This window comes from Streptomyces viridosporus, from assembly GCF_002078235.1.
GTDB lineage: Bacteria > Actinomycetota > Actinomycetes > Streptomycetales > Streptomycetaceae > Streptomyces > Streptomyces viridosporus.
Map to the genome: position 1 here is coordinate 1 of NZ_MSGP01000165.1, position 15,598 is coordinate 15,598.

16 protein-coding genes and 1 pseudogene are annotated in these 15,598 nt (G+C 73.0%); 16 read left to right on the forward strand and 1 reads right to left on the reverse strand.

Going from position 1 to position 15,598, the window contains the following annotated elements; translation table 11 throughout:
- From B7L92_RS12775 to B7L92_RS12840, 16 genes are all read left to right on the forward strand, one after another.
- On the forward strand, positions 1–1,466 hold a 1,466-nt coding region (locus B7L92_RS12775; protein WP_081237538.1), incomplete at its 5' end, for an acyl-CoA dehydrogenase family protein.
- Between the two features lie 306 nt (positions 1,467–1,772).
- A complete protein-coding gene (locus B7L92_RS12780) occupies positions 1,773–3,047 on the forward strand; it encodes a GAF domain-containing protein (RefSeq protein ID WP_081237548.1) in 1,275 nt (424 codons plus the stop codon).
- Between the two features lie 165 nt (positions 3,048–3,212).
- Positions 3,213–4,505 carry a hypothetical protein gene (locus B7L92_RS41575; RefSeq protein ID WP_218030446.1) on the forward strand — a complete coding sequence of 431 codons (1,293 nt, stop codon included), beginning with the start codon at positions 3,213–3,215 and terminating at the stop codon, positions 4,503–4,505.
- The gene (locus B7L92_RS42290) at positions 4,439–5,074 is read left to right on the forward strand and encodes an alpha/beta hydrolase (protein ID WP_304364703.1); all 636 of its coding nucleotides are present in this window, start codon (positions 4,439–4,441) and stop codon (positions 5,072–5,074) included. Before B7L92_RS41575 ends, B7L92_RS42290 begins: the two co-directional genes overlap by 67 nt.
- Positions 4,977–5,492, forward strand: coding sequence for a GNAT family N-acetyltransferase (locus B7L92_RS12790; RefSeq protein ID WP_255310920.1), 516 nt, complete (start codon positions 4,977–4,979; stop codon positions 5,490–5,492). The genes B7L92_RS42290 and B7L92_RS12790 overlap by 98 nt, the downstream gene beginning before the upstream one ends.
- Before the next feature lie 127 nt (positions 5,493–5,619).
- Entirely contained in the window at positions 5,620–5,703 is an 84-nt protein-coding gene (locus B7L92_RS43670) for a putative leader peptide (RefSeq protein WP_310887545.1), read from the forward strand.
- A 136-nt stretch (positions 5,704–5,839) separates the two neighbouring features.
- The gene (locus B7L92_RS12795; RefSeq protein WP_081237540.1) at positions 5,840–7,555 is read left to right on the forward strand and encodes a nitrite/sulfite reductase; all 1,716 of its coding nucleotides are present in this window, start codon (positions 5,840–5,842) and stop codon (positions 7,553–7,555) included.
- A complete protein-coding gene (locus tag B7L92_RS12800; protein ID WP_016824136.1) occupies positions 7,552–7,731 on the forward strand; it encodes a hypothetical protein in 180 nt (59 codons plus the stop codon). The genes B7L92_RS12795 and B7L92_RS12800 overlap by 4 nt, the downstream gene beginning before the upstream one ends.
- Entirely contained in the window at positions 7,728–8,438 is a 711-nt protein-coding gene (locus tag B7L92_RS12805) for a phosphoadenylyl-sulfate reductase (RefSeq protein WP_081237541.1), read from the forward strand. The genes B7L92_RS12800 and B7L92_RS12805 overlap by 4 nt, the downstream gene beginning before the upstream one ends.
- A gap of 38 nt (positions 8,439–8,476) precedes the next feature.
- The gene (cysC, locus tag B7L92_RS12810) at positions 8,477–9,013 is read left to right on the forward strand and encodes an adenylyl-sulfate kinase (protein ID WP_026084788.1); all 537 of its coding nucleotides are present in this window, start codon (positions 8,477–8,479) and stop codon (positions 9,011–9,013) included.
- The gene (cysD, locus tag B7L92_RS12815; RefSeq protein WP_081237542.1) at positions 9,010–9,945 is read left to right on the forward strand and encodes a sulfate adenylyltransferase subunit CysD; all 936 of its coding nucleotides are present in this window, start codon (positions 9,010–9,012) and stop codon (positions 9,943–9,945) included. Before cysC ends, cysD begins: the two co-directional genes overlap by 4 nt.
- A gap of 2 nt (positions 9,946–9,947) precedes the next feature.
- Entirely contained in the window at positions 9,948–11,282 is a 1,335-nt protein-coding gene (locus B7L92_RS12820) for a sulfate adenylyltransferase subunit 1 (protein WP_081237543.1), read from the forward strand.
- A 251-nt stretch (positions 11,283–11,533) separates the two neighbouring features.
- On the forward strand, positions 11,534–12,637 hold the full coding sequence (locus B7L92_RS12825) for an aliphatic sulfonate ABC transporter substrate-binding protein (protein ID WP_081237544.1): 1,104 nt from the start codon (positions 11,534–11,536) through the stop codon (positions 12,635–12,637).
- Positions 12,638–12,673: 36 nt separating this feature from the next.
- Entirely contained in the window at positions 12,674–13,462 is a 789-nt protein-coding gene (locus tag B7L92_RS12830) for an ABC transporter ATP-binding protein (protein WP_081237545.1), read from the forward strand.
- Complete coding sequence (locus B7L92_RS12835; protein ID WP_081237546.1) at positions 13,449–14,339, forward strand: ABC transporter permease; 891 nt, start codon at positions 13,449–13,451, stop codon at positions 14,337–14,339. Before B7L92_RS12830 ends, B7L92_RS12835 begins: the two co-directional genes overlap by 14 nt.
- A gap of 8 nt (positions 14,340–14,347) precedes the next feature.
- Positions 14,348–15,112, forward strand: coding sequence for a sirohydrochlorin chelatase (locus tag B7L92_RS12840; RefSeq protein ID WP_081237547.1), 765 nt, complete (start codon positions 14,348–14,350; stop codon positions 15,110–15,112).
- A gap of 25 nt (positions 15,113–15,137) precedes the next feature.
- On the opposite strand, the pseudogene B7L92_RS12845 reads toward B7L92_RS12840, so the two are convergent.
- A pseudogene (locus B7L92_RS12845) lies at positions 15,138–15,598 on the reverse strand (mycothiol-dependent nitroreductase Rv2466c family protein); the annotation flags it as partial.

Sequence of the window (15,598 nt, forward strand, 5' to 3'; positions counted from 1 at the left end):
AGCAACTGCAGGAGTGGGGCGCACAGGCCAACGAGAACCCGCCGCGCCTGCGCACCCACGACCGCTACGGCCACCGGATCGACGAGGTGGACTTCCACCCGGCGTGGCACCGGCTGCTCGGCAAGGGCGTCTCGGCCGGGCTGACGGCCGCCTGGACGCGCCCGGCCGGGCATGTGCGGCGGGCGGCCGGGTTCCTGGTGTGGACGCAGGTGGAGGCGGGCACCTGCTGTCCGCTGTCGATGACCCACGCGGCGGTCCCCGCCCTGCGCACGGACCCGGCCCTGGCGACGGAGTGGGAGCCCCGGCTGACCTCGGTGATCTACGACCGCACCCTGCGGCCCGCCCCCCAGAAAGCCGGTGTCCTGTTCGGGATGGGGATGACGGAGAAGCAGGGCGGCAGCGACGTGCGGGCGAACACGACGACGGCCCGGCCGCTGGTCGAGGACGGCGCGTACGAGCTGACCGGGCACAAGTGGTTCTGTTCGGCGCCCATGTCGGACGCCTTCCTGGTGCTGGCCCAGGCGCCCGGGGGCCTCACCTGCTTCCTGGTGCCGCGCGTGCTGGCGGACGGCACGCGCAACGTGTTCCTCCTCCAGCGGCTCAAGGACAAGCTGGGCAACCGGTCCAACGCCTCCGCCGAGGTCGAGTTCGACGGGACGTGGGCGCGCCGGGTCGGGGAGGAGGGGCGCGGGGTGCGCACCGTCATCGGGATGGTGGCGGCGACCCGGCTCGACTGCGTGCTGGGCTCGGCGGGGCTGATGCGGCAGGCCGTGGCGCAGGCGGTCCACCACTGCACGTACCGCGAGGCGTTCGGCGGGAAGCTCGTCGACAAGCCGCTGATGCGCAACGTCCTGGCCGACCTCGCGCTGGAGTCGGAGGCGGCCACCGCGCTGGGGCTGCGGCTCGCCGCGGCGTACGACGACGGCGGGGAGCAGGAGCGGGCGCTGCTGCGGATCGCGGTGCCGGCGGCCAAGTACTGGGTGACCAAGCGGTGCCCTCCGGTGGCGGTGGAGGCGGCGGAGTGCCTGGGCGGCAACGGGTACGTCGAGGAGTCGGGGCTGCCCCGGCTGGTGCGGGAGTCGCCGCTGAACTCGATCTGGGAGGGCGCGGGCAACGTCCAGGCGCTGGACGTGCTGCGGGCGCTGCGCCGGGAGCCGGCGGCGCTGGACGCGTATCTGCGGGAGGTCGGGCAGGCACGCGGGGCGGATCACCGGCTGGACGGCGCGATCAAGGACCTGCTGACCGAACTGGCCGATCTGGAGGGCGTCGAGGGGCGGGCGCGGCGACTGGTGGAGCGGCTGGCACTGGTGCTCCAGGGTTCCCTGCTGGTGCGGTTCGCCCCGCCGCAGGTGGCGGACGCGTTCTGTGCGGCGCGGCTGGGCGGCGACGGGGGCGCGGCCTTCGGGACGCTGCCGCACACCCTCGATCTGGCGTCGGTGGTGGAGCGGGCCCGGCCGGTGTCCTGAGACGGCGGTGCGACGCGGGGGTGGTGCTGCGCCGACACGGCACCACCCCCGCCACACGGGCCTCTTGCGAGCCGTGAGCGCCGCTCGGGACGGCGTTGCTCAAGCTTCGAGCAGAGCGGGCCCGTCCACCAGGGTTGCAGGGGGTTGCAACTTGCTGCCGCCGTGCCCGTACTGAACGTGTCCGTCGGGGGCACACGGCAGGATGAGACCGACAGTCAGAACGGATCTCGGGGGTGCGGCCGGCAGGTCGTCCGGGCGGTCGGCCTCCGATCCCATCCCCCGGGAGGACCGGTGGCGCTCTCGCCGATGGACGTGACGCACCTGGCCGCCGTCGACACGACGCGTGCGGCCCGGGTGCTGAGCGAGGTCCGCTCCGCCGCGCTCGCCGGACAGCGCGCGCCCGTGGCCCCCCGCCCGGTGATCGGGCAGTCCTGGGAGCGGATGCTGCGCCGGGGCGTCGACCCGGACCGCGACGTCCGCAGCGAGCTGCTGTCCCGCGAGGAGGTGCGGCGGCGGCGGGAGTCCTCCCGGCTGCGGCACGTGCTGCCGGTGCTGCGGGAGGGGCTGCTGTCGGTCGCGGACGTCGCCCACCACATCATGGTGGTGGCCGACGAGGAGGGCCGGGTGCTGTGGCGGGAGGGCAGCGCGCCGGTGCTGCGCAAGGCCGACGGGCTGGGCTTCGAGGTCGGCGCGGACTGGCGTGAGGACGTCGTCGGCACCAACGGGGTGGGCACCCCGGCGGTGGCCCGGCGTCCGGTGCAGGTCTTCGCCTCCGAGCACTTCGTGCGCTCGCACGCCGCCTGGACCTGTGCCGGGGCGCCGATCACGGACCCCCGGGACGGGCGGCTGATCGGCGTGGTGGACGTGAGCGGGCCGCTGGAGACGATGCACCCGGCCACGCTGGCCTGGGTCGACTCGGTGGCCAAGCTGGCCGAGGCGCGGCTGCGGGAGATGCACCTGGAGTCGCTGGAACGGCTGCGCGCGGTGGCGGCGCCGGTGCTGGCCCGGATCGGCGGGCGTGCGCTGGTGGCGGACCGGCACGGGTGGACGGCCGCGGTCACGGGGATGCCGTACATACGGCGGCTGACGCTGCCCGAGTCGGTGCCGGCCGGGACGCGGTGGCTGCCCGCGCTGGGCCCGTGCTCGCTGGAGCCGCTGGCCGAGGGCTGGCTGGTGCGGGCGGCGGACGAACCGGCGGCGCGCGACGCGACCCGGATCGTGCTGGACCTCAGGGGGCCGCGCCGCTGGTCGGTGGAGGTGTCCGGCGGCGCGGGCCCGTGGACGCGGGAACTGAGTCCCCGGCACGCGGAGTTGCTGTACCTGCTGGCCGTGCACCGCGCCGGCCGCAGCGCCGCCGGCCTCGCGCAGGACGTCTTCGGCGACCCGGCCCGCAGGGTGACGGTGCGTGCGGAGATGTCCCGGGTCCGGCGCTATCTCGGCGGCCTCCTGGAGCACCGCCCCTACCGTTTCGCGGACGACGCCGAGGTGGACGTCCTCCTCCCGGACGACCCCCGTGACCTCCTCCCCCGCTCGACCGCCCCGGCGCTCGGCAGGTACCGGGCGTCGGCGGCGGGCCGCTGAGGATCCGCGCACTGCCGCCCCAACGGGTTACGGATGAGGCATATTTGCAGGGTCTTCCTCCCCGGCACCGCCCTCCTGCCGTAGCATCCCGTTACGGGCCACCCCACCTGCTTTCGGTCAACGCGCGGATCACCGGACGCAGTTGGCTCGTCTCGGGAGGACGTTATGAAGCATCGTGGCAGACACCGCCGGCGCAGACGGGGCCGGGCGTTGCGGGCGGCGCTGGCCGGGACCGCCCTCGCGCTCACCGCCGCCGCCACCATGATCAGCACCTCGCAGGCCGACGTCGCCGACAACCCGGGGGCGCTGGAGCCGCTCACGGCGTCCGCCGAGACCGCGCCGCTGCGGCTGACCGAGCACAGCGTGCCGCGGGAGTGGCTGGACCGGCTCTCCTCCGGGATGGGCCGGCCGGTCGGTGTCGACACCGTGCTCGCCGACGCCGACGGTTCCCTGCGCGAGGCGGACACCTGTCCGTCCGACGGCAAGCGGGCCCTGCCCGTGGAGCCGGCCGCCACGCGCGCGTACTGCTGGGAGGAGGCCGACACCGACGGCTGGCGGCCGGGCGGGGTCACCACCTCCGGGGACGCGGACGACGACGGCCACTGGGGCGAGCACCGGGTGGTCCTCTCCGGCTGGAGCCAGGACACCCCGACGACGGACGGGCGGGGGCTCGCCCGGGTCGCCTTCGTCGACGCCGACGACCCCCGCGCCCTCCGCTACACCTGGGCCCTGCTCGCCGTGCCGGTGGACGGCGGCCACGACTACCGCGGGCTCGTCTCCACCGTGTCCGGCATGGTCTGGTACCAGGACAAGCTGCTGGTCACCGCCGGCCGGGGCGAGAGCAGCGCGCTGTACGTGTACGACGTGGGCCGGATCCAGCGCGCCACCGTGGACGACGCCTCGTCGGTCGGCCGGGTGCCCGGCGGCTGGTCGGCGGCCGGGGCGCGGTACGTCCTGCCCGCCGTCGCCTCCTACCGGGCGGCCGGCGGTGACGCCCCGCGGCCCGGGGGCATCTCCCTGGACCGGAGCACCGCGCCCGACAGCCTGGTCGCGCACGAGGCGATGCCCGAGGACGCCGACGGACCGACCCGGCTGTGGCGGTACGCGTTCGGCGACGCCCCGGAACGGGCGGGCCTGCTGGCCACGGACGCGGTGTCGCGGGCGGACGCGGTCGAGGTGTACGAGACCGAGCTGAGCGACGTCCGCAGTGTGCTGTCGTACCGGTCGGCCTGGTACCTGGGCCGGATGACCGCGACGCCGGACGAGCGCGGGTCGTTGTGGCGGCAGGACGCGGAGGGGGCCCGGCCCACCCGCTGCGGGGCGGACGAGACGTACCGCTGCTGGAGCGGCCAGGCGGCGTCCCTCTCCTACTGGCAGGAGACCGGCGAACTCTGGTCCCAGTCCGGCCGGATGCTGTTCGCCCTGCCCCTGACCTCGGTCGACCGGTCCCTGGACTAGGGCCTTCCGCCAGGCCGTGGAACAGGCCGACGGCGCACCCGGTGCTGGTGGTCGGCACCACCTACGACCCGTCCACCGCGTACCGGAACGCGCAGGCGATGTCCGAGGAGCTGGCCGACGCCCGGCTGCTCACCCACCGCGGGTACGGGCACACCGCGCTGCTCAACCCCAGCCGCTGCGTCGACGACCACGTGAGCCGCTACCTCGTCGACGGCGTCCTGCCGCCGCCGGGGGCGTCGTGCGAGCCGGACGTGCCGCCCTTCGCCGGGACCGGGCCGCGCGGCGGCACCGCCACCGGCGGGGCGGGACGGCGGGTGCCGTGCGGCACCGGGCGTGACGCGGCCGGACAGCCCGCCGTCCGCGCTGTGGTCAGGTGTTCGACAGGAACGCGGAGCGGATGGTTCTCTTTCGGACATGACGACCATCACCGTGACCACCTGGTCCCTGGAGCAGACCTCGCCCACCGATCTCCTGCCGGCCGCCGTGCCCGAGGGGGACGTGCGGGTGGTCCGTTCCGAGGTGCCCTCGCCCGAGTTCAGCCGCTTCCTGTACACCGCGGTCGGCGGTGACATCCGCTGGACCGACCGGCTGGGCTGGACGTACGCGCAGTGGCTGGAGCACCTGGACCGGCCCGGGGTGGAGACCTGGGTGGCCTACGACCGCGGGACGCCCGCGGGGTACGTGGAGTTGGAGTCCCAGGACGACGGGGTCGTGGAGATCGTCTACTTCGGCCTCGTCGCCGCCTTCCGGGGCCGGCGCATCGGCGGGCACCTGCTGTCGTACGGGACCGCCCGCGCCTGGGACATGGCGGAGCGCCGGCCCGGGGTGAAGCCGACCACGCGGGTGTGGCTGCACACCTGCAGCAAGGACGGCGAGCACGCCATGGACAACTACCTGCGCCGGGGCTTCAAGCTGTTCGACACCAAGGTGGAGGAGGAGCCGGAGGTGGCCACTCCGGGCCCCTGGCCCGGAGCCCACCCCGCCTGACCAGCACGGACAAGACCGTCCGCGCCGCTTGTGACCAAGGACACCCTCGTCTCTCATTCCGAGACAAGGGTGTCCACTTTTTGGATGAAGCTGGACTGGGTCCAGATCGCCGTGCCACGCTTCCGCCATGCCTGGAACTGGAATCGCCTTGGTGAGTCGGCGGCACGTCGACCTCGGCCGCATGTCCAGCGCCATCTGTCCGGCGCGCTGAGAACACCCGACAGCGCCCGACAACCCCCTCTCCCCTTTCCCGCTTCACTCCCGCGCAATGCCGCGCATGTCTGCCCGTGCGCCCGTATGCGCAGGTAAGAGCCGCATTCCCGCCTGTCCCGAAGGACGTGTCAACCATGGCCGCCACCCCGCAGAAGCCTGCCCCCGCGCAGCAGCCTGCCGTCGCGACTCCCCGCCGCAAGGTGAGCCGTCACCGCGGAGAGGGACAGTGGGCCGTGGGTCACCTCACCCCGCTCAACGGCAACGAACAGTTCAAGAAGGACGACGACGGTCTCAATGTGCGGACACGTATTGAGACGATCTACTCCAAGCGCGGATTCGACTCGATCGACCCCAACGACCTGCGCGGCCGCATGCGTTGGTGGGGGCTGTACACCCAGCGCAAGCCCGGGATCGACGGCGGCAAGACCGCGATCCTGCAGCCGGAGGAGCTGGACGACGAGTACTTCATGATGCGGGTGCGCATCGACGGCGGCGCGCTGACCACCCGGCAGCTGCGGGTGATCGGCGAGGTCTCGCAGGAGTTCGCGCGCGGCACCGCCGACATCACCGACCGGCAGAACGTCCAGTACCACTGGATCCGCATCGAGGACGTGCCCGAGATCTGGAACCGCCTCGAGGCCGTCGGCCTGTCCACGGTCACCGCCTGCGGCGACACCCCCCGCGTGATGATCGGCTCGCCGGTCGCCGGCATCGCCGAGGACGAGATCATCGACGGCACCCCGGCCCTGGAGGAGATGAAGCGCCGGGTCCTCGGCAACAAGGCGTACTCGAACCTCCCCCGGAAGTTCAAGACGGCCATCTCCGGCTCGCCGGCCCTGGACGTGGTGCACGAGATCAACGACGTCGCGTTCGTCGGCGTCCGCCACCCCGAGCACGGGCCGGGCTTCGACCTGTGGGTCGGCGGCGGCCTGTCCACCAACCCCAAGCTGGGCGTGCGGCTGGGCACCTGGGTGCCGCTGGAGGACGTCCCGGACGTCTACGAGGGCGTCCTGTCGATCTTCCGCGACTACGGCTACCGCCGGCTGCGCAACCGGGCCCGGCTGAAGTTCCTGGTCGCCGACTGGGGCGCGGAGAAGTTCCGTCAGGTGCTGGAGGACGAGTACCTGAAGCGCAGGCTGACCGACGGCCCGGCGCCGGAGCAGCCGGTGCAGCAGTGGCGCGACCACATCGGCGTGCACCGCCAGCAGGACGGCCGCCACTACGTCGGTTTCGCCCCGCGCGTCGGCCGCGTCGACGGCACCACCCTCACCAAGATCGCCGACCTCGCGGAGGCCCACGGCTCGGGGCGGGTGCGGACCACCGTCGAACAGAAGATGATCATTCTCGACGTCGAGGAGGACCAGGTCGACTCCCTCGTCGAGTCCCTGGAGGCACTGGACCTCAGCGCCCGGCCCTCCCCGTTCCGGCGCGGCACCATGGCCTGCACCGGCATCGAGTTCTGCAAGCTCGCCATCGTCGAGACCAAGGCGCGCGGCGCCTCGCTGATCGACGAACTCGAGCGCCGCATCCCGGACTTCGACGAGCCGATCACCATCAACCTCAACGGCTGCCCGAACGCCTGCGCCCGTATCCAGGTGGCGGACATCGGTCTCAAGGGCCAGCTGATGCTCGACTCCGCGGGCCGTCAGGTCGAGGGCTACCAGGTGCACCTCGGCGGTGCGCTCGGCCTGGAGGCCGGCTTCGGCCGGAAGGTGCGCGGCCTGAAGGTCACCGCCGACGAACTGCCCGACTACATCGAGCGGGTCCTCAAGCGGTTCCAGGCGGAGCGCGAGGACGGCGAGCGGTTCGCCGCCTGGGTCACGCGCGCCTCCGAGGAGGCCCTGTCGTGAGCGAGCGCGCGGCGCCCTTCCACTGCCCCTACTGCGGCGACGAGGACCTGCGTCCGGGCGAGGACGGCCACGGCGTCTGGGAGTGCGGGGCGTGCAACCGAGTCTTTCAGCTGAAGTTCCGCGGGCTGCTCGCCCGCGGGCTGCGGCGACCCGACACGGAAGGTGACCGGATATGACCGCCCTTCAGGAAGAAGCGACCGAGGAAGAGTGGAAAGAGCTGGCCGAGCGGGCGGGCCGTGACCTGGAGGACGCCTCCGCGCTGGAGATCCTCCAGTGGGCCGCCCGGACCTTCGGCAAGCGCTTCTGCGTGACCTCCTCCATGGAGGACGCGGTGGTCGCCCACCTCGCCTCGCGCGCCCTGCCCGGCGTCGACGTGGTGTTCCTCGACACCGGCTACCACTTCCCGGAGACCCTCGGCACCCGGGACGCGGTGGAGGCCGTGATGGACGTCAACGTCATCACGCTGACCCCGCGCCGGACCGTCGCCGAGCAGGACGCCGAGCACGGCCCGAAGCTGCACGACCGCGACCCCGACCTGTGCTGCGAGCTGCGCAAGGTGCGGCCGCTGGAGGAAGGTCTGGCGGGCTACGCGGCCTGGGCGACCGGCCTGCGCCGCGACGAGTCCCCGACCCGGGCGAACACCCCGGTCGTCGGCTGGGACGAGAAGCGGCGGAAGGTGAAGATCTCCCCCATCGCCCGCTGGACCCAGGACGACGTGGACGCCTACGTCGCCGAGCACGGCGTGCTCACCAACCCCCTGCTGGCGGACGGCTACGCCTCCGTCGGCTGTGCCCCCTGCACCCGCCGGGTGCTGGAGGGCGAGGACGCCCGGGCCGGGCGCTGGGCCGGCCGCGGCAAGACCGAGTGCGGGCTGCACGGATGACGGCCCATCGCCATCACCCCCGGACCCAGGAGAACCACGTGACGACCGGAGCCACCGTATGGCTCACGGGTCTGCCGAGCGCCGGCAAGACCACCATCGCGTACGAGCTGGCCGGCCGGCTGCGCGAGCAGGGCCGGCGCGTCGAGGTGCTCGACGGCGACGAGATCCGCGAGTTCCTCTCCGCGGGCCTCGGCTTCGGCCGCGAGGACCGGCACACCAACGTGCAGCGGATCGGCTTCGTCGCCGAACTGCTCGCCCGCAACGGCGTCACCGCGCTCGTCCCGGTGATCGCGCCGTACGCCGACAGCCGGGACGCGGTGCGCAAGCGGCACGAGGCGAACGGCACGCCGTACGTCGAGGTGCACGTGGCGACGCCGGTCGAGGTGTGCTCCGTGCGGGACGTCAAGGGCCTGTACGCCAAGCAGGCGGCGGGCGAACTCACCGGGCTCACCGGGGTGGACGACCCCTACGAGGAGCCCGCGGCGCCCGATCTGCGGATCGAGTCGCAGAACCAGACCGTGCAGGAGTCCGCGGCGTCGGTGTACGCCCTGCTCAGCGAAAGGGGACTGGCATGACCACCGTGGCCGCGCTGCGGGAGGGCACGGACAGCCCGTACGCCCTCTCCCACCTGGACGCCCTCGAGTCCGAGGCGGTGCACATCTTCCGCGAGGTGGCGGGCGAGTTCGAGAACCCGGTGATCCTGTTCTCCGGCGGCAAGGACTCCATCGTCATGCTGCACCTGGCGCTGAAGGCGTTCACGCCGGCGCCGGTGCCGTTCGCGCTGCTGCACGTGGACACCGGGCACAACTTCCCCGAGGTCCTCGACTACCGGGACCGCACCGTCGCCCGGCACGGGCTGCGCCTGCACGTCGCGTCCGTGCAGGACTACATCGACCGCGGGGTGCTCAAGGAGCGCCCGGACGGCACCCGCAACCCGCTGCAGACCCTGCCGCTCACCGAGAAGATCCAGAGCGAGAGGTTCGACGCCGTCTTCGGCGGCGGGCGGCGGGACGAGGAGAAGGCGCGGGCGAAGGAGCGGGTGTTCTCGCTGCGCGACGAGTTCTCCCAGTGGGACCCGCGCCGCCAGCGCCCGGAGTTGTGGAACCTCTACAACGGCCGGCACGCCCCCGGTGAGCACGTCCGCGTGTTCCCGCTGTCCAACTGGACCGAGCTGGACGTGTGGCAGTACATCGCCCGGGAGGGCATCGAGCTGCCCGAGATCTACTACGCGCACCAGCGCGAGGTGTTCCGGCGCAGCGGCATGTGGCTGACCGCCGGCGAGTGGGGCGGCCCGAAGGAGGGCGAGCGGGTCGAGAAGCGGCTCGTCCGCTACCGGACCGTGGGCGACATGTCCTGCACCGGCGCGGTCGACTCCGACGCCGACACCATCGAGAAGGTGATCACCGAGATCGCCGCCTCCCGGCTCACCGAGCGCGGCGCCACCCGCGCCGACGACAAGCTCTCCGAGGCCGCGATGGAAGACCGCAAGCGCGAGGGGTACTTCTAAGCATGAGCACGACCACGACCGAGGAGCTCTCGGCCACCACCCTGCTGCGGTTCGCCACCGCCGGTTCCGTCGACGACGGCAAGTCCACCCTGGTGGGCCGGCTGCTGCACGACTCCAAGTCGGTCCTCGCCGACCAACTGGAGGCCGTGGAGCGGGCGTCGGCGAACCGGGGCCAGGAGGCCCCCGACCTCGCGCTCCTGACGGACGGCCTGCGGGCCGAGCGGGAGCAGGGCATCACCATCGACGTGGCCTACCGCTACTTCGCCACGCCGCGGCGCCGGTTCATCCTCGCCGACACCCCGGGCCACGTGCAGTACACGCGGAACATGGTCACCGGTGCCTCGACGGCCGAGCTGACCGTGATCCTCGTCGACGCCCGCAACGGCGTCGTCGAGCAGACCCGGCGGCACGCCGCCATCGCCGCCCTGCTGCGCGTCCCGCACGTCGTCCTCGCCGTCAACAAGATGGACCTGGTCGGGTACGAGGAGTCCGTCTTCGCCGCCATCGCCGAGGAGTTCACGGCGTACGCCACCGAACTGGGCGTCCCCGAGGTCACCGCGATCCCGATCTCGGCGCTGGTCGGCGACAACGTCGTGGAACCGTCCGCGCACATGGACTGGTACGGCGGCCCGACCGTGCTGGAGCACCTGGAGACCGTCCCGGTCAGCCACGACCTGACGCAGTGCCACGCCCGGCTGCCCGTGCAGTACGTGATCCGGCCGCAGAGCGCCGAGCACCCGGACTACCGGGGTTACGCCGGCCAGATCGCCGCCGGCACGTTCCGCGTGGGCGACCGGGTGAGCGTGCTGCCGTCCGGCCGGACGACGACGATCACCGGGATCGACCTGCTGGGCCGGCCCGTCGACGTCGCCTGGACCCCGCAGTCGGTGACGCTGCTGCTGGCCGACGACATCGACATCTCCCGCGGCGACCTGATCGTCCCGAGCGAGGACGCCCCGGCCACCACGCAGGACGTCGAGGCGACCGTGTGCCACGTCGCCGACCAGCCGCTGACCGTCGGCCACCGGGTGCTGCTCAAGCACGGCACCCGCACGGTCAAGGCGATCGTCAAGGACATCCCGTCCCGGCTGACGCTCGACGACCTGTCCCTGCACCCGCACCCCGGCACCCTCGCCGCCAACGACATCGGCCGGGTGAAGATCCGTACCGCCGAGCCGCTGCCGGCCGACTCCTACGCGGACTCCCGGCGCACCGGCTCGTTCATCCTCATCGACCCCGGCGACGGCACCACGCTCACCGCGGGCATGGTCGGCGAGTCCTTCGCCGCCCCGGAGCCGGTCAGGAACGCGGCCGAGGACGACGGATGGGACTTCTGAGCATGAGCCCCGCCGGTCCCCACGTCGCGTTCGCCGAGGAGCGCGGGCGCGTCGGCCGGGGGACCCTCCGGGCGGAGTCCGGCAGAGGTCTCCGGGGAAGCGGACTGGGCGGGGTGGCCCGATGTGCGCGGTGACGCACGCACGCTGCCCGCACGCCCCCGCCCTCCCCCGCCACCGGCGACGACCTGCCGACCTCCCGGCCGCGGTGTAAGAGCCCGCGACCGCCGGGTCCTCCGAGAGGAACACCTCCCGTGCCTGCCACACCCGCCCTGCGCCGCGCCCTCGCGGTGTTGCTCGCCCTGCCCCTGCTGACCCTGGCCGCCTGCGGCTACGGGTCCCAGGCCAAGGACGACGGCACCGTCCGGGTCGCCGCCGGGGCGAAGAAGATCGACGGCCTGGACAGCGTCAGGATCGGTTACTTCGGGAACCTGACCCACGGGACCGCGCTGGTGGGCAACAGGAAGGGGTTCTTCCAGCGGGAGCTCGGCGCCACGGAGGCGCGGTACGCGGTCTTCAACGCCGGGCCGTCCGAGATCGAGGCGCTCAACTCCGGGTCCCTCGACATCGGCTGGATCGGTCCCTCCCCGGCGATCAACGGCTACACCAAGGCGAACGGCGAGAACCTGCGGATCATCGGGGGCTCGGCCTCCGGCGGCGTGAAGCTGGTGGTGAACCCGGACCGGGTGACGTCCCCGGCCGACATCGAGGGCAAGCGGATCGCGACCCCGCAGCTCGGCAACACCCAGGACGTCGCGTTCCTCAACTGGGCCGCCGAGCAGGGCTGGAAGATCGACGCGCAGAGCGGCAAGGGCGAGGTGACCGTCGTCCGCAGCGACAACAAGGTCACCCCGGGCGCCTTCCGGTCCGGTGCGATCGACGGCGCCTGGGTGCCGGAGCCGACCGCGTCGATGCTGGTCGCCCAGGGCGGCCGGGTGCTGCTGGACGAGACCTCCCTGTGGCCGGACGAGGAGTTCGTGATCACGAACATCGTCGTGCGGCAGGAGTTCCTGGAGAAGCACCCGAAGGTGGTCGAGGCGGTGCTGCGGGCGTCCGTCGAGACCAACGCGTGGATCAACGCCCACCCGGACGAGGCGAAGACCGTCGCCAACGAGCAGTTGGAGGCGGACTCCGGCAAGGCACTGCCCGCCGAGGTGCTGGACCCGGCGTGGAAGTCGATCCGGTTCACCGACGACCCGCTGGCCGCCACCCTCGACGCCCAGGCGGAGCACGCCGTGCGGGCGGGCCTGCTGGACCGGCCCGACCTGGCCGGCATCTACGACCTCACGCCGCTCAACAAGGTCCTCGAGGCCCAGGGCGCGCCCGCCGTCGACGACGCCGGCCTCGGCGCCGAGTGACCGCGAACACCGAAGACTCCCCAGGAGGTGACGACCATGGCCACGACCCTCGCCAAGGCCGCCGACGGCACCGAGGCGGCCACGCACGCCGCCCGGATCGAGCACGTCTCGAAGTGGTACCCGGGTCCCGCCGGGCAGCAGCTCGTGCTGGACGACATCAGCCTCGACGTCGCACCCGGCGAGTTCGTCACCCTCCTGGGTGCCTCGGGCTGCGGCAAGTCCACGCTGCTGAACCTGGTCGCGGGGCTGGACCGGCCCAGCGGCGGCACCATCACCACGGACGGCCGCCCGGCGCTGATGTTCCAGGAGCACGCGCTGTTCCCGTGGCTGACCGCGGGCAAGAACATCGAACTCGCCCTGAAGCTCAGGGGCGTCGCCAAGGGCGAGCGCCGCGGACGGGCCGAGGAGCTGCTCGAGCTCGTCCGGCTGAAGGGCGCGTACGGCAAGCGGGTGCACGAGCTGTCCGGCGGCATGCGCCAGCGCGTGGCCATGGCCCGGGCGCTCGCCCAGGAGAGCAAGCTGCTGCTGATGGACGAGCCGTTCGCGGCGCTGGACGCCATCACGCGGGACGTGCTGCACGACGAACTGACCCGGATCTGGCGCGAGACACAGCTCTCCGTCCTGTTCGTCACGCACAACGTGCGCGAGGCGGTCCGGCTCGCCCAGCGGGTGGTGCTGCTGTCCTCCCGCCCGGGACGCGTCGCCCGCCAGTGGACGGTCGACATCCCGCACCCGCGCCGCATCGAGGACACCGCCGTGGCGGAGTTGTCCGTCGAGATCACCGAACAGCTCCGAGGAGAGATCCGCCGCCATGGCCAGCACTGACACGACCGCGAAGGACGGCAGCGACCTCGCCGGTCTGGAGGCGGGACTCGACGCCCTGGAGACGGTGCAGACCGGCCGCAGGCCCCTGCGGCAGACCCTCGTGGAGAAGGTCCTCCCGCCGGTCGTCGCCGTCGCCCTGGTGCTGGGGGTGTGGCAGGCGCTGGTCTCCTTCCGGATCGTCGACGATCCGACCAAGCTGCCCTCGCCGGGGGCGGTGTGGGACGTCGTCCGTCAGGCGTGGCTCCAGGGCGAGCTGCTCGGCTACATCTGGACCAGCGTCTCGCGCGGTCTGCTCGGCTTCTTCTTCGCGTTGCTGATCGGCACCCCGCTGGGGCTGCTGGTGGCGCGGGTGAAGTTCGTGCGCGCGGCGATCGGCCCGATCCTGTCCGGTCTGCAGTCCCTGCCGTCGGTGGCGTGGGTGCCGCCGGCCGTGATCTGGCTGGGCCTGAACAACCAGATGATGTACGCGGTGATCCTGCTCGGCGCGGTCCCCTCGATCGCCAACGGCCTGGTCTCCGGCGTCGACCAGGTGCCCCCGCTGTTCCTGCGGGCCGGCCGCACGCTCGGCGCGACGGGGCTGAAGGGCACCTGGCACATCGTTCTGCCGGCCGCGCTGCCCGGCTATGTGGCGGGCCTGAAGCAGGGCTGGGCGTTCTCCTGGCGCTCGCTGATGGCCGCGGAGATCATCGCGTCCTTCCCCGACCTCGGCGTGGGCCTGGGCCAGTTGCTGGAGAACGGCCGCAACGCCAGCGACATGGCCATGGTCTTCGAGGCCATCCTGCTGATCCTGACCGTCGGCATCGCCATCGACCTGCTGATCTTCAGTCCGCTGGAGCGGTGGGTGCTGCGCAGCCGCGGTCTGCTGGTGAAGGGCTGAGGCACACCATGCACCGTCCGGTCCGCCCCGTCCACCCCGTCCGCCCCGTCCTTGTGGTGGTCGCCCACGGCAGCCGCGACCCGCGGCACGCCGCGACCGTGCACGCCCTGGTGCGGCGGGTGCGGTCGCTGCGGCCGGGGCTGCGCGTGGAGACCGGCTTCCTGGACTTCAACGTGCCCTCGGTGCCGGGGGTGCTGGAGTCCCTGGCGGCGGAGGGCGTCCGCGACGTGATCGCCCTCCCCCTGCTGCTGACCCGCGCCTTCCACGCCAAGGCGGACATCCCTGCGGTGCTGGCCCAGGCGCCGCCGCGGCTGCGCGTCCGGCAGGCCGAGGTGCTGGGCCCGTCCCCGCTGCTCCTCGCGGCACTGGAGCGCCGGCTGTACGAGGCGGGCCTGACGCCCGCCGACAAGTCCTCGACCGGGGTCGTGCTGGCCTCGGCGGGGTCCACCGACCCGGAGGCGATCGCAGTGATCGCAAGTATCGCGCGGGAGTGGCGGCACACCGGCTGGTGCGCCGTGCGGCCTGCGTTCGCCTCCGCCTCCCTCCCCCGCACCGAGCAGGCGGTGCGCGAACTGCACGCCCTCGGCTGCGCGCGCGTCGCCGTCGCCCCGTACGTCCTGGCTCCCGGCTTCCTGCCGGACCGCATCGCCCGGGGCGCGACGGAGGCGAACGTCCTGGCGGACGTCCTGGGCCCGGCACCGGAGGTGGCGCGGCTGCTGCTGGAACGGTACGACGAGGCGCGGCTGCCGGCGCTCGCGGCGGTCGGGGCCTGACGGCGCGCCTCCCGGACGCCCGGCCTCAGCCGAAGGACAGGCCGCCCGTCCGGGTCCGCTTCAGCTCGAAGAAGTCGGGGTCGGCGGCCAGGACCCGGAAGCCGTCGAAGAGTTCCGCCGCCCGCCTCCCCCGCGGGACGGCCCGCAGCACGGGGCCGAACCACACCGCTCCGTCGACGTGAAGGGTGGGCGTCCCCACGTAGGTCCCCGAGTCCGGTTCGGCACCCGCCTCGTGGCTGCGGCGCACCGCCTCGTCGTACGCCGGGTCGTGCGCGGCGGCGGCCAGGTCGCCGGGCAGGCCGAGTTCGGTGAGGGACTCGGCGATCACGTGTCGAAGTCCTGCGTGCCGTGTTCGTGGATGCGGGTGCCGAAGGCGGTGTGACGAAGCCGCGGAGGACCGAGCGGATCTCCGTCGGCGGACCGGACACGGCCGGGACACGGGGTGCCGGGTGCCGTGAGGCTCCGGGCACGGGGTGCCGGGCCCGG

Bases quoted from the DNA above. Each gene is read 5' to 3' on its own strand.
- B7L92_RS12780 (WP_081237548.1), top strand. From the start codon at position 1,773: ATGGACGTGACGCACCTGGCCGCCGTCGACACGACGCGTGCGGCCCGG.
- B7L92_RS41575 (WP_218030446.1), top strand. From the start codon at position 3,213: ATGAAGCATCGTGGCAGACACCGCCGGCGCAGACGGGGCCGGGCGTTG.
- B7L92_RS43670 (WP_310887545.1), top strand. From the start codon at position 5,620: ATGCCTGGAACTGGAATCGCCTTGGTGAGTCGGCGGCACGTCGACCTC.
- B7L92_RS12795 (WP_081237540.1), top strand. From the start codon at position 5,840: ATGGCCGCCACCCCGCAGAAGCCTGCCCCCGCGCAGCAGCCTGCCGTC.
- B7L92_RS12805 (WP_081237541.1), top strand. From the start codon at position 7,728: ATGACCGCCCTTCAGGAAGAAGCGACCGAGGAAGAGTGGAAAGAGCTG.
- cysD (WP_081237542.1), top strand. From the start codon at position 9,010: ATGACCACCGTGGCCGCGCTGCGGGAGGGCACGGACAGCCCGTACGCC.
- B7L92_RS12820 (WP_081237543.1), top strand. From the start codon at position 9,948: ATGAGCACGACCACGACCGAGGAGCTCTCGGCCACCACCCTGCTGCGG.
- B7L92_RS12830 (WP_081237545.1), top strand. From the start codon at position 12,674: ATGGCCACGACCCTCGCCAAGGCCGCCGACGGCACCGAGGCGGCCACG.
- B7L92_RS12835 (WP_081237546.1), top strand. From the start codon at position 13,449: ATGGCCAGCACTGACACGACCGCGAAGGACGGCAGCGACCTCGCCGGT.
- B7L92_RS12840 (WP_081237547.1), top strand. From the start codon at position 14,348: ATGCACCGTCCGGTCCGCCCCGTCCACCCCGTCCGCCCCGTCCTTGTG.